Here is a 12,470-nt window from a genome sequence, read left to right as displayed (position 1 = left end):
AAGGTTTCGAACCAGTGAAATCTGCAGGCGCCTTCGTCCAACCTCGTTGTCCCGTTCCTTCCGGCCCGGGTCGGTGTCCGTGTCGCTCTGACCTGAACTAAGTTACGTGAGGATCAACTGCTTGCCAAATCGCCTGGTCAACGCCGGTGGGACTCGATGAAACCGCTGGTGGGCGAGGCGAAACAACGCAGGCCGGACCAGATCGGCTTTCGTGACGCCCGCCACAGCCCGTCGCCCTGCAGTTCTCCGCTACCGCGACAGGAGCCGGCCCTCGTCGACGCCCACCCGTTCGATAGCTCCGCCCAGCTCCTGAAGGTTCTCGACGAATCGCGGATAGCCGCGGTCGATGTGGTAGACGTCGTGCACTTCGGTGACCCCATCGGCACACAAGCCGGCGAGCACCAATCCGGCACCCGCCCGGATGTCCGACGCCCACACCGGTGCGCTCGACAGTTGCTCCACTCCTCGCACGACCGCGTGGTGCCCGTCGGTACGGGCGTCCGCTCCGAGGCGCACCATCTCCTCGACGAAGCGGAACCGGGCCTCGAAGACGTTCTCGGTGATCATGGAGGTGCCGTCGGCGACGGCTGCGAGTCCGATCGCCATCGGTTGCAAGTCGGTCGGAAAGCCCGGGAACGGCAGCGTCGCGAAGTTCACGGCGCGCGGGCGCTCCCGCTGCAGGACGCGAAACCCGTCCGGGAGAGGCGTGACGTCTGCGCCTGCACTGCGCAACTTGTCCAGCACCAGCGCCAGATGCTTCGGGTTCACTCCGTGGACTGCGAGATCGCCTCGCGTCATCACCGCTGCGATCCCCCACGTCGCCGCGACGATCCGGTCCCCGATGCACCGATGCTCCGTCGGCCGGAGCGCAGACACCCCCGACACACGCAAGGTGGTGCTTCCGGCACCGGTGATCCGCGCGCCCATTCGGATGAGCATGTTGCACAGATCGACGATCTCGGGTTCACGCGCTGCGTTGTCGATCGTCGTGTCCCCGTCGGCGAGGACCGCGGCCATCAGGATGTTCTCCGTCGCCCCTACCGATGGGAACGCCAGCCGGATGGTGGCTCCGTACAGCTCGTCGGCCTCCGCGACGACACATCCGTGCTCGATCGTCGAATGCGCGCCGAGCAACCGAAGCCCTGCCTGGTGCATGTCGAGTGGACGGGAGCCGATGGCGTCACCGCCGGGCAACGCGACGATCGCCTTGCGGCATCGAGCTACGAGCGGACCGAGCACGCAGACCGATGCCCGGAACTGGCGCACGGCCGCGAAGTCGGCGCGGTACTCGGGCTCGGCAGGTGTCGTGATGCGCACCGCGTCGCCCTCCAGTTCGACCTCGCACCCGAGACCGCGCAGCACGTCGGCCATCAAGGGCACGTCGAGGATGTCCGGGCAGTTCGTGATGGTGGTCGTGCCCTCGGCGAGCAGGGCCGCGGCCATCAATTTGAGCACGCTGTTCTTGGCGCCCCCGACGACGACGTCGCCGGAAAGGCGGTTCCCACCCGTGACAAGAAAGCGTTCACTCACAACGACACAGCGTAACGGCGTGTCCGCCGGAAGAGCAGAGCCGGTACCGTGACGGCCATGGCAGTGCACCTCACACGGATCTATACGCGCACCGGAGACGACGGAACGACCGGGCTCAGTGACTTCTCTCGCGTCTCGAAGAACGACCCTCGTCTGGTCGCATACGCCGATTGCGACGAGACCAACGCGGCGATCGGTGTCGCACTCGCACTCGGTGCGCTCCCGGAACGGTTGATCCCGGTCCTCCGCCAGATACAGAACGACCTTTTCGACGCCGGCGCCGATCTGTCCACTCCCGTGGTCGAAAACCCGAAGTATCCCCCGCTGCGGATCACCGAGCAGTACATCGAGCGGCTCGAGGGCTGGTGCGACGAGTTCAACGAAGAGCTGAAGCCGCTCGATTCGTTCATTCTTCCGGGCGGCACCCCTGCTGCCGCCCTCCTGCACACCGCCAGGACGGTGGCGCGACGCGCAGAACGCGCGGCGTGGGCGGCTGTGGAAGCTGCTCCTGACGACACCAGTGTGCTGCCGGCCAAATACCTCAACCGGCTCTCGGACCTGCTCTTCATCCTGAGCCGGCTCGCGAATCCCGAAGGCGACGTGCTGTGGCAGCCCGGAGCGGGCGCCGTGAGAAAGCCTCTCTAGAGGGGGCGGCGGCGCTGAGACCGGCCGTCCGGCCTGGATTCCACCCAGGACATGAAGGCCATCAAGGCGCCGCTGTCGAGCGCGATCTCGTACGAGTCGTCGCGGTCGACCACATCGAGGATCACGATGTCCTCGGTCATGATGTCGAATTCATTGCCTGTCGGTTGCCGACGCGACCGCACCTCTATCCCCTGACGGGTCAGACGCGAATCGGGGCCCGGTCGAAGGCTCGAGAGCTTGTAGAACGCGAGCGTTTCGTCTCCGTATCGGATGATTCCGTGTCTCCATCCGGAACCTTCGTTCTGGGGCATCACTCGCAGGATCGCGGCGGTGCCTCCGCCGCGGAGGGTGAACAGGCGGTACAACAAAGCCGCGACGGAGACCGCGAGCAGCACCACAAGGATCGTGAGAATCAATAATCCGAGTGACACTGCTCGTCGGCTCCGTCGCGGCTTGTCGTAGTTCGAAGATCAGGCCCGTTCGACAGCCCGCAGACGGCCTCGCGCCGCTGCGACCTCCGACTCGTCCCGATTCTCATCGGTGAGAGCCGATCGGGCTGCCTCGACGTCGATGTCCTCCACGCGGTCGGCGGCCTCGGCGAGCACCGTCACCGTCGTAGCGGTCACCGAGAGGAATCCGCCATGGACGGCCATGACGATCCGCTCACCGTTCTCGGTCCTGACGGACACCACACCACCCTCGACGAGCTGGCCGAGCACAGGCTCGTGACCGGGCATGATGCCGATCTCGCCCTCGGTGGTCTGGGCGGTGACGAGAGTCGCCGACCCGGACCACACACGCTCCTCGACGGCAACGATGTCCACGCTCATCTCAGCCACGGTGGCCTACTTTCCGGCGATCTTCTTGGCTGCAGCCTCGACGTCGTCGAGTCCACCGCAGCTGTTGAACGCCTGCTCGGGCAGGTGGTCGAACTCGCCCTTGCACACGCGATCGAAAGCCTCGATGGTGTCGCTGAGCGGCACGACCGAACCCGGCTGACCCGTGAACTTCTCGGCGACGATGAAGTTCTGGCCGAGGAACTTCTGGAGACGACGGGCACGGGCGACCGTGACCTTGTCCTCTTCGGAGAGCTCGTCCATACCGAGGATGGCGATGATGTCCTGCAGCTCCTTGTACTTCTGCAGGATCCGCTTGACCTCGTTGGCCACCCGGAAGTGGTCGGCACCGACGATGCCCGGCTCGAGGATGCGCGAGGTCGACGTCAGCGGATCCACAGCGGGGTAGATACCCATCTGGGAGATCGGACGCGAGAGCTCGGTGGTCGCATCGAGGTGAGCGAACGTCGTGGCCGGCGCGGGGTCGGTGTAGTCGTCGGCGGGCACGTAGATCGCCTGCAGCGAGGTGATCGAGCGGCCACGCGTCGAGGTGATGCGCTCCTGGAGCTCACCCATCTCGTCCGCGAGCGTGGGCTGGTAACCCACGGCCGACGGCATACGGCCGAGGAGGGTCGAGACCTCGGAACCGGCCTGGGTGAAGCGGAAGATGTTGTCGATGAACAGGAGCACGTCCTGTCCCTGGACGTCACGGAAGTACTCCGCCATCGTCAGGGCCGACAGGGCGACGCGCATACGCGTTCCCGGCGGCTCGTCCATCTGGCCGAACACCAGGGCGGTGTCCTGGAGGACGCCCATCTCTTCCATCTCGAGGTGGAGGTCGGTGCCCTCACGAGTGCGCTCACCGACGCCGGCGAACACCGACGTGCCGGAGAACTCACGCGCGATACGGGTGATCATCTCCTGGATCAGAACGGTCTTGCCGACACCGGCACCACCGAACAGACCGATCTTGCCGCCCTTGACGTAGGGGGTCAGCAGGTCGATGACCTTGATGCCGGTCTCGAGAATCTCGGTCTTACCCTCGAGCTGATCGAAGGCCGGGGGCTTGCGGTGGATGCCCCACTGCTCGCCGTCGCGGCCGGTGCCCGGCGCGTCGAGGCAGTCGCCCAGCGCGTTGAACACGTGGCCCTTGACGACGTCACCCACGGGCACCGAGATCGGCTTGCCCGTGTCGGACACGGGGGCGCCACGGACGAGGCCGTCGGTCGGCTGCATGGAGATCGTGCGGACCAGGTTGTCACCCAGGTGCTGCGCGACCTCGAGGGTCAGGGTCTTCGCCACGGACGGCAGAGTGACCTCTGCGTGCAGGGCGTTGAACAGCTCGGGCACGGCGCCACGCGGGAACTCCACGTCGACGACGGCGCCGATGACGCGGACGACGCGCCCGGCAAGGGCCGACGCCGCACCGGCGTTGTTGTCGGTTACTGCTGCGGTCATTGTGGTTCAGTCACTTCCTGCACTCGAGGCGAGCGCACCGGCACCGCCGACGATCTCGCTGATTTCCTGGGTGATCTGGGCCTGGCGGGCCTGGTTCGCCTGACGGCTGAGGGTGTTCACCAGTTCCGTGGCATTGTCCGTCGCGGCCTTCATGGCGGTACGACGGGCCGCCGACTCGGAGGCCGCCGCGTCCAGCAGCGACGCGTAGATACGCGTGCTGATGTACTTCGGCAGAAGCGCCTCGAGGAGCGTTCCCGCCTCCGGCTCGAAGTTGTACACCGCCTGCGGTCCCTCGCCGGGGGCCGTGCGGTGTCCGTCGCTGAGCATGTCCTCACCGAGGTCGATCTCGTCCTCGGTGACGCTCACCTCGAGCGGAGCCATCCGGCGAACCTCGGGGGTCTGCGTCAGCATCGACACGAAACGGGTGTAGACGATGTGCAGTTCGTCGACGCCCTCGATGGTGCCTTCGCCGTTGGGAGCCGGCACCTCGGTGCCGGAGCCCGCCATGAACAGCTCCACCAGGTGGCGGCTCGCCTTGGCAGCGTCGGTGTAACGGGGTTCCTGCGAGAAGCCCGTCCAGGCACCGGCGATTTCACGCTCACGGAACGTGTAGTAGCCGAGGCCCTTACCACCCATCACGTACAGCACAGGCTCCTTGCCCTCGCTGAGGAGCAGCTGACGCAGCTCCTCGGCTTCCTTGAGGACGTTGGAGTTGTAACCGCCGGCCATACCGCGATCGCTGGTCACGACCAGCACTGCGGCACGCTTGGGGTTCTCACGCTCGTTGAGCAGGGGGTGATCCAACGAGGCCGACGCACTCGCCAGCTCGGAGAGCACCTTGGTGATCTCCTCGGCGTACGGCTTGGACGCTGCCACTCGGCCCTGGGCCTTCGTGATACGCGACGTCGCGATCAGTTCCTGCGCCTTGGTGATCTTCTTGGTCGAGTTGACCGACTTGATCCGCGAGCGCAGTTCACGCAAGTTCGCCATTCGTCGATCACACTCCCTTCACTGGACGCTGGGTCATGGACTCCCCGCTCACTTGCGAACGGAGGTGCGCTTGACGGAGACCTGCTCCTGCTCGACCTCGTCGGCGCCGAGCGCCTCGGCCTCGGCCTCGTTCACGACACGGCTGCCGTCGGAGGCGATGAAGCCCTCCTTGAACTTGGCGGTCGCCGCGAGGAGTGCCTCGATCGACTCGTCGGTCAGGGCCTTGCCACCGGCGATCTGCTCGTAGACGCCTGCGGCGTTGCGGTGCAGATCCTCGAGGAGTTCGGCTTCGAAGCGGCGCACGTCGTCGACCGGAACCGAGTCGAAGACGCCTTCACCGGCGAGGAAGATCGAGACGATCTGGTCCTCGACCGCGATGGGGGCGTACTGGTCCTGCTTGAGGAGCTCGACGAGACGCTGACCGCGCTCGAGCTGAGCCTTCGAGGCAGCGTCGAGATCGGATGCGAAGGCGGCGAAGCCTTCGAGCTCACGGAACTGAGCGAGCTCGAGACGCAGCGAACCGGAGACCTTCTTCATGCCCTTGGTCTGGGCGGCGCCACCGACTCGGGAAACCGAGATACCGACGTTGATCGCGGGGCGAACGCCCTTGTTGAACAGATCGGACTCGAGGAAGACCTGACCGTCGGTGATGGAGATGACGTTGGTCGGGATGTAGGCCGACACGTCGTTCGCCTTGGTCTCGATGATCGGCAGAGCCGTCAGCGAGCCGCCACCGAGCTCGTCGGAGAGCTTGGCGGAGCGCTCCAGCAGACGCGAGTGCAGGTAGAAGACGTCACCGGGGTACGCCTCACGTCCCGGCGGACGACGCAGCAGCAGCGAGATCGCGCGGTAGGCCTCGGCCTGCTTGGTCAGGTCGTCGAACACGATGAGGACGTGCTTGCCCTGGTACATCCAGTGCTGGCCGAGGGCCGAGCCGGTGTAGGGAGCGAGCCACTTGAAGCCGGCGGAGTCGGAGGCCGGAGCCGCGACGATGGTGGTGTACTCCATCGCGCCGTTCTCCTCGAGTGCCTGCTTGACACCCGCGATGGTCGAGCCCTTCTGGCCGATCGCGACGTAGATGCAGCGGACCTGCTGCTTCGGGTCGCCGGTCTCCCAGTTCGCCTTCTGGTTCAGGATCGCGTCGATGCAAACCGCGGTCTTACCCGTCTTGCGGTCGCCGATCACGAGCTGACGCTGGCCACGGCCGATCGGGGTCATCGCGTCGATGGCCTTGATGCCGGTCTGCAGCGGCTCCTCGACCGGCTGGCGCTCCAGCACGGTCGCGGCCTGCAGCTCGAGGGCGCGCGTCTCGTCGGCCTCGATGTCGCCGAGGCCGTCGATCGGCTGACCGAGGGGGTTCACGACGCGGCCGAGGAAGTTGTCGCTCACCGGCACCGACAGAACGTCGCCGGTCCGCTTGACTTCCTGGCCTTCCTCGATCGTCTGGAAGTCACCCAGGATAACGGCACCGATCTCGGTGGCCTCGAGGTTGAGAGCCACACCGAGGACGCCGCCGGGGAACTCCAGCAGCTCGTTGGCCATCGCCGACGGCAGACCGCTGATGTGCGCGATGCCGTCACTGGTGTCGACGACCACGCCGACCTCCTCGCGGGAGGCCTCCGGGGAGTAGCTCGCGGTGTAATTGTCAATCGCGCTACGGATCTCGTCGGAGGAGATCGTCAGCTCCGCCATGTTCTTCCTGCTCTCGGTATCTGGTCTTCGAAAAGATCTATGTGTGTGTTCGGTAGTGGACTACGTGAGGCTCTTGCGCACTGCTGCGAGTCGACCCGCGGCACTACCGTCGATGACCTCGTCGCCCACCCGGACGACCAATCCACTGAGAAGCTCGGGATCGACCTCGACGTGCACCGTCACAGGCTTCCCGTAGATGCGGGACAGGATCGCGGTGAGCCGCTCCTCCTGCCGCGTATCGAGCGGTGCCGCACTGCGGACATGAGCGACCGCACGGTCCCGCTGGGCGGCTGCGAGCGCCGACAACTCGTCGAACGTGTCGGCCGGAGGCTGGGTGAGCCGCCCGACCGCGTGCACCGCCAGCGCCTCGGTGACCGCAGTCACCTTTCCGTAGAGCAGCCGCGTCAGCAGATCACGCTTGGCCGAGGCCGGAGCGCTGCGATCGGAGAGCGTCTGCTCGAGTGCGGGATCGCCGGCCACGATGCGACCGAGGCGGAACAGTTCGTCCTCGACGGCGTCGAGCTGGTCCTGGTCCGCTGCGGCCTTCAGCAGCGCCTCACGGCCGAGCCGGACGAGCGAGTTGGTCAGATCGGACTGGGCCGACCAGTCCTGTCCCGCTGCGGCCTTGACGGTCGCGAGGGTCTGAGCCGAAACCTTGCCGCCGAAGACCTGCTCGGCCAGCCGCTCGCGAACGGCAGCCGGGGCCGAGGCGTCGGCCAGCGCGGTCCGAAGAGCACGCTGGTTGTCGAGCGCCTCGACCACCGAGAACAGCTCGGAGCCGGTCTGAGCCGCAGCGGCAGTCGCGGCACCCGAGCCCAGGGCGGACTGCAACGCGGAACGCGTATGAGCGAGTGCCTCACGGCTTGCTGCGTACATTGTGCTCACTTTCCGGATGCAGAATCAGCGCTGATGGAGTCGAGTTCGTCGAGGAACCGATCGATCGAGCCGGCACGCTTCACGTCGTCCGTGAGTGCCTCGCCGAGGATCTTCTCTGCGAGATCCACGGAGCTGCGTCCGAGATCGCTGCGCAGCTCGGCCACGATCTGCTGGCGCTGGGCCTGCAGCTGGTTGTGGCCGGCAGCGACGATGCGGTCGCTCTCCTCCTGGGCCTGCGCCTTCATGTCGGCGATGATCTGCTGGCCCTGTGCACGGGCCTCTTCACGGATCTGCGCCGCCTCGGTGCGGGCTTCGGCGAGCTGGCTCCGGTACTGCTCGAGCGCGGCCGCAGCCTCCGCCTGAGCTTCCTCTGCCTTCTTGATGCCGCCTTCGATCAGCTCCGAACGCTCGTCGAGCACCTTCTGGAACATCGGAAGCACGAACTTCCAGAAGACGAATCCGACGATGATCAGGGCGACCAGCGACCAGACGATGTCGTATGTCGCGGGGAGGAGGGGATTAGGAGTCTCCCCTCCCTCTGCCGCGAGAATCAGGATGCTGTCAGCCATGGTGATCGTCGAATCAGAAGATGAAGCCGGCGACGATGCCGATCAGCGCCAGGGCCTCGGTGAATGCGATACCGAGGAACATCGTGGTGCGCAGCTGGCCGGCCATCTCGGGCTGACGGGCCATGCCCTCGATCGCCTTACCGACAACGATGCCGATGCCGATGCCGGGGCCGATGGCGGCGAGGCCGTAGCCGATGGCGCCTGCACCCGAGATCGTGGTCTCCTGGGCGAGGACGTCTGCTGCCTGAAGCGCAACGCTCATTGGTGTTCCATTCCCTTTCTTGTGGCTCGGCCCCGGGAGTCGGCAACCGAGTCAGTCTGTGTGTAGATGTGGGTCGTGCCGTTCGTCGAGCTAATGCTCTTCGGCGTGCAGCGCCAGATCGATGTACACCGCGGTGAGCAGCGCGAAGATGTAGGCCTGCAGGACGATCACCAGGAGCTCGAAGAAGGTGAACGCGACTCCGCCGATGAGAGAACCGATGCCGAACACCTTCATCAGGCCGTCGGAATCGAAGAAGAAGAACTGGGTGGCACTGAAGAACAGCACGAGCATGATGTGACCGGCCAGCATGTTGGCCATGAGACGAATGGTCAGGGTGAACGGCCGCAGGATGAACGTCGAGACGAACTCGATCGGGATCACCAGCACGTGAAGGGCGGGCGGCAGGTTCGGGATGACGATGCTGCTCTTGACGTAACGGAAGAATCCGTACTTCTTGATGCCCACATAGTTGAAGACGATGTAGGCGAGTGCCGCGAGCACGATCGGCATACCGATACGTGCGTTGGACGAGATGTTGAGGAACGGAATGATCGACGTGAGGTTCAGCCCGGCGACCAGGAAGAAGATGGTCACGATGACCGGGAGGAATCGGCGTCCCTGTTCCTTACCGAGGATGTCCTCGGCGATGTAGATCCGGACGAAATCGATCATGATCTCGGCGACGTTCTGCACGCCCCGTGGCACGATCTTCGGACTGCGCAGCGCGAAGAAGAAGAACAGTGCGACGATCACGGCGACGGCGACGCGAATGAGCATCAGCCGGTCCATCTCGAAGGGAGTGCCTTCGAACAGGATCGGCGGTGGGAAAAAATCGGCTAGTGACGGCGCGTGGAATTCTCCGGCTGCCAAGGTGGTGACGCTCAGCGCTCTCTCCCGTAGTCGGCCGCAGGCATGCCGTCTGCGGTTCGATCGGACATTGACGATCCAGAAGTCGACCAGGTCGGCTCGCGTATTCGCCAGTGGTCCGAACCGCGTGAACGGTCCCGCTTCCTGCCGGTGTCGGCGACTCTCGTCGACTCGGCGGCCATTTGAACACGACCGCCTACGAAGTCACAACTGCGCACCGTTTTCAAACCTGATGCGTGCAGTGTCACTCTCGCAGAACTCACCCTACCAACTGCTCTACGACAGCGCGTAGGTGGGTTCCTACGTAGGGGGTTATCGACATCCGATGCTACTACCGCTCGTCGTTGTCCACCTCGGACGACTCCTGCGGCTGGACATACAGGGCGCGCTGCGAGAGCACCCCGTAGGTCTCGGCTCCCAGCACGATGACCAGGGCAAAGACGATGGTCAGCACGAGCGCGTTGCGGTTGTAGAAGTCGAGCGAATCGAGCGAGCCCATTACGACGATCGCGAGGATCAGCTTGAGCAGCCAGGTACCGAGAAGAACCGCTCCGGCCGTCATCGCCGGCATCTTCGAGGTCAGGAGAACACCGAGAGCGGTGAAGAGGATGAATCCTCCTCCGACGGCCGCGCCGATCAGCGCACCCCACAGACCGGGCGTCCCGGCGACCAACGTCGAGACCACCGCCGCCACGACGGCGAGAGCGAGCAGACCGAGCGCGCCGTACCGCACGGCCGCGCGCATGGGTGCGATCGGGTCGGGCAGCGAGGGCAGACCGTGGTCGGTTTCGGGATGATCGGGGTTCGTCACGATATCCGAGCCTAACCCACCTCCGGGGAGCGCTCCGGCGGCGTCTCCCCCGCCTCGTCGTGCCGCCGCAGCGACGGCACAGCCGTGACGACGAGAGCGAACACGAGACCGCCTGCGAGGATCAGCACCACGGCCCGCCGGTCGAGCAGGGACGAACCGACAGCCCCGAAAGCGAGGATGCCGACCCACAGGTACAGCAGGAGCACGACGCGGCGATGTGAGTGCCCGATCTGCAGGAGACGATGATGCAGGTGCATCTTGTCCGGACTGAAGGGGCTGACCCCCGCCCGCGTGCGCCGCACGATCGCGAGGAGCAGATCGAGGATCGGGATGAACATCACCGCACCGACCAGGATCAGCGGCGAGACCAGGCCCAGCAGGTCGCGCGAACCGTACGCGCTGAGCGGGATGAGACCCGAGGCGCTCGTCGAGATCGCCGCCAGCATGAGCCCGATCAGCATCGATCCCGAGTCACCCATGAAGATTCTGGCGGGCTGGAAGTTGTGCGGCAGGAAACCGAGGCAGGCACCCGCGAGCGCCGCGGCCATGAGCGCGGGCGGGTAGGCGGAGACGTCTCCACCCTGGTCGACCAGCAAGCCGACGGAGAACGCGCAGATCGCGAGGGCAGCAATGAGACCCAGGCCGGCCGCGAGTCCGTCGAGTCCGTCGACGAAGTTCATCGCGTTGATCATCACCGCGGCGATGGCGACGGTGATGAGACCACCTTGCAACTGGTCGAGCACGAGGGTCGACGCACTGAACGGGTCGTAGATCACGATCCAGCTCACGCCCATGACGACGAGCACGCCCGCGGCGGTGACCTGCCCGACGAACTTGGTGAGCGCGTCGAGACCCCACCGGTCGTCGACTATGCCGACGACGACGATGATCGAAGCCGCGACGAGAGCTGCCCCCATGGCCGGCGTGTACTCGAATCCCCTTGTCAGAGCAGGTAACTGCTGCGCAAAGACGATGCCGGCGACGAGGCCGATGTACATTCCCACCCCACCCATCCGCGGGGTGGGGGCCACGTGCACGTCGCGGTCACGGGGGATGGCGACCGCCCCGAATTTCAGGGCGACGATCCGCACCACACCGGTCGCGAGGAAGGTCACCACCGCGGAGGTGAGCAGGACGAGTAGAAGTTCTCTGATGGGAACGCCGGCGCCGCGCCCGGCTTGAGCGAGCAGTACGGCGGTGGTGTCGGCTGCAGTCACGAGCTCCGCTCCTCCGCCGTCACTCCCCGCCGGAGCGAAGGCGCTCGGGATCGTCGTCGAGCACCTCTGCGAGCGCTTCGGCCGATACCGCACCTTCGCGCAGAATGCGCGGACGGTCACCGGTGAGGTCGACGATCGTCGATGCCACACCGTGCTCGGCCGGGCCGCCGTCGAGATAGACGCTCGCCGAGGCCCCGAGCTGCTCGCGCGCCTCGGCGACGTTCGTCGCGGGCGGCCGACCGGAGACGTTCGCACTCGACACCGCGAGCGGACCTACCTCACGCAACAACTCGAGGATGACGGGATGGAGGGGCATGCGGAGCATGACCGTTCCGCGGGTGTCTCCGAGATCCCATGCGAGAGAAGGAGCCTGGTGGACGACCAGGCTGAGTCCGCCCGGCCAGAAGGCACGGATCAGCTCCCTCGCCTCGGGACGCACAGAGGTGACGAGTCCGTCGATGGTGGTCCACGACCCGACGAGGACCGGCACCGGCATGTCGCGCCCCCTCCCCTTCGCCCGGAGGAGGGAGGTCACAGCGTCCGAATCGAACGCATCGGCCGCGATGCCGTACACCGTGTCGGTGGGTACCACGACGAGTCGGCCGGCCTTCAATGCACCGCGCGCCGCATTGAGGCCGGCAGCACGCGAAGCTTCGTTGTTGCAGTCGTACACGGTGCTCACGTGCTCATCCTTCCACTCGGGCCACAATGGACACT

14 protein-coding genes are annotated in these 12,470 nt (G+C 65.7%); 1 reads left to right on the top strand and 13 read right to left on the bottom strand.

What is annotated here, in order from left to right:
* Positions 1–249: 249 nt before the first annotated feature.
* Positions 250–1,530, bottom strand: coding sequence for a UDP-N-acetylglucosamine 1-carboxyvinyltransferase (gene murA, locus ABZ789_RS15055; RefSeq protein WP_358424949.1), 1,281 nt, complete (start codon positions 1,528–1,530; stop codon positions 250–252).
* Positions 1,531–1,587: 57 nt separating this feature from the next.
* On the opposite strand from murA, the gene ABZ789_RS15050 reads away from it, so the two are divergent.
* On the top strand, positions 1,588–2,175 hold the full coding sequence (locus ABZ789_RS15050) for a cob(I)yrinic acid a,c-diamide adenosyltransferase (RefSeq protein WP_358424947.1): 588 nt from the start codon (positions 1,588–1,590) through the stop codon (positions 2,173–2,175).
* On the opposite strand, the gene ABZ789_RS15045 is transcribed toward ABZ789_RS15050, so the two are convergent.
* The 12 genes from ABZ789_RS15045 to ABZ789_RS14990 all read right to left on the bottom strand — a co-directional run bounded on the left by ABZ789_RS15045 (position 2,172) and on the right by ABZ789_RS14990 (position 12,435).
* Positions 2,172–2,606 (bottom strand): DUF2550 domain-containing protein, encoded by a 435-nt coding sequence (locus ABZ789_RS15045; RefSeq protein ID WP_358424945.1) that lies wholly within the window; start codon positions 2,604–2,606, stop codon positions 2,172–2,174. The genes ABZ789_RS15050 and ABZ789_RS15045 overlap by 4 nt on opposite strands.
* Before the next feature lie 39 nt (positions 2,607–2,645).
* On the bottom strand, positions 2,646–3,014 hold the full coding sequence (locus ABZ789_RS15040) for a F0F1 ATP synthase subunit epsilon (RefSeq protein WP_358424943.1): 369 nt from the start codon (positions 3,012–3,014) through the stop codon (positions 2,646–2,648).
* Between the two features lie 6 nt (positions 3,015–3,020).
* The gene (gene atpD / locus ABZ789_RS15035; protein WP_241387121.1) at positions 3,021–4,469 is read right to left on the bottom strand and encodes a F0F1 ATP synthase subunit beta; all 1,449 of its coding nucleotides are present in this window, start codon (positions 4,467–4,469) and stop codon (positions 3,021–3,023) included.
* 6 nt (positions 4,470–4,475) lie between these two features.
* Entirely contained in the window at positions 4,476–5,459 is a 984-nt protein-coding gene (locus tag ABZ789_RS15030; protein WP_358424941.1) for a F0F1 ATP synthase subunit gamma, read from the bottom strand.
* Positions 5,460–5,507: 48 nt separating this feature from the next.
* Positions 5,508–7,151: a F0F1 ATP synthase subunit alpha gene (gene atpA / locus ABZ789_RS15025; protein ID WP_358424939.1), complete on the bottom strand. Its 1,644-nt coding sequence runs from the start codon at positions 7,149–7,151 to the stop codon at positions 5,508–5,510.
* A 60-nt stretch (positions 7,152–7,211) separates the two neighbouring features.
* On the bottom strand, positions 7,212–8,027 hold the full coding sequence (locus ABZ789_RS15020; RefSeq protein ID WP_358424937.1) for a F0F1 ATP synthase subunit delta: 816 nt from the start codon (positions 8,025–8,027) through the stop codon (positions 7,212–7,214).
* A 5-nt stretch (positions 8,028–8,032) separates the two neighbouring features.
* Positions 8,033–8,596, bottom strand: coding sequence for a F0F1 ATP synthase subunit B (locus ABZ789_RS15015; RefSeq protein WP_358424935.1), 564 nt, complete (start codon positions 8,594–8,596; stop codon positions 8,033–8,035).
* A 13-nt stretch (positions 8,597–8,609) separates the two neighbouring features.
* Positions 8,610–8,858, bottom strand: a complete 249-nt coding sequence (locus tag ABZ789_RS15010; protein ID WP_006552591.1) for an ATP synthase F0 subunit C — start codon at positions 8,856–8,858, stop codon at positions 8,610–8,612.
* Positions 8,859–8,948: 90 nt separating this feature from the next.
* Positions 8,949–9,647: a F0F1 ATP synthase subunit A gene (atpB, locus tag ABZ789_RS15005; RefSeq protein ID WP_358424966.1), complete on the bottom strand. Its 699-nt coding sequence runs from the start codon at positions 9,645–9,647 to the stop codon at positions 8,949–8,951.
* A 409-nt stretch (positions 9,648–10,056) separates the two neighbouring features.
* A complete protein-coding gene (locus ABZ789_RS15000; protein ID WP_358424932.1) occupies positions 10,057–10,536 on the bottom strand; it encodes a hypothetical protein in 480 nt (159 codons plus the stop codon).
* A gap of 11 nt (positions 10,537–10,547) precedes the next feature.
* Positions 10,548–11,753, bottom strand: a complete 1,206-nt coding sequence (locus ABZ789_RS14995; protein ID WP_358424931.1) for an MraY family glycosyltransferase — start codon at positions 11,751–11,753, stop codon at positions 10,548–10,550.
* Positions 11,754–11,772: 19 nt separating this feature from the next.
* On the bottom strand, positions 11,773–12,435 hold the full coding sequence (locus tag ABZ789_RS14990; RefSeq protein WP_358424929.1) for an L-threonylcarbamoyladenylate synthase: 663 nt from the start codon (positions 12,433–12,435) through the stop codon (positions 11,773–11,775).
* Positions 12,436–12,470 lie beyond the last annotated feature (35 nt).

The organism is Rhodococcus sp. NPDC047139, from assembly GCF_040643435.1.
Lineage (GTDB): Bacteria > Actinomycetota > Actinomycetes > Mycobacteriales > Mycobacteriaceae > Rhodococcus.
This window is presented reverse-complemented; position numbering and strand designations above follow the sequence as displayed.

Bases quoted from the DNA above. Each gene is read 5' to 3' on its own strand.
- ABZ789_RS15010 (WP_006552591.1), bottom strand. From the start codon at position 8,858: ATGAGCGTTGCGCTTCAGGCAGCAGACGTCCTCGCCCAGGAGACCACG.
- atpD (WP_241387121.1), bottom strand. From the start codon at position 4,469: ATGACCGCAGCAGTAACCGACAACAACGCCGGTGCGGCGTCGGCCCTT.
- atpB (WP_358424966.1), bottom strand. From the start codon at position 9,647: ATGGACCGGCTGATGCTCATTCGCGTCGCCGTCGCCGTGATCGTCGCA.
- ABZ789_RS15030 (WP_358424941.1), bottom strand. From the start codon at position 5,459: ATGGCGAACTTGCGTGAACTGCGCTCGCGGATCAAGTCGGTCAACTCG.
- ABZ789_RS15015 (WP_358424935.1), bottom strand. From the start codon at position 8,596: ATGGCTGACAGCATCCTGATTCTCGCGGCAGAGGGAGGGGAGACTCCT.
- ABZ789_RS15050 (WP_358424947.1), top strand. From the start codon at position 1,588: ATGGCAGTGCACCTCACACGGATCTATACGCGCACCGGAGACGACGGA.
- atpA (WP_358424939.1), bottom strand. From the start codon at position 7,151: ATGGCGGAGCTGACGATCTCCTCCGACGAGATCCGTAGCGCGATTGAC.
- ABZ789_RS15020 (WP_358424937.1), bottom strand. From the start codon at position 8,027: ATGTACGCAGCAAGCCGTGAGGCACTCGCTCATACGCGTTCCGCGTTG.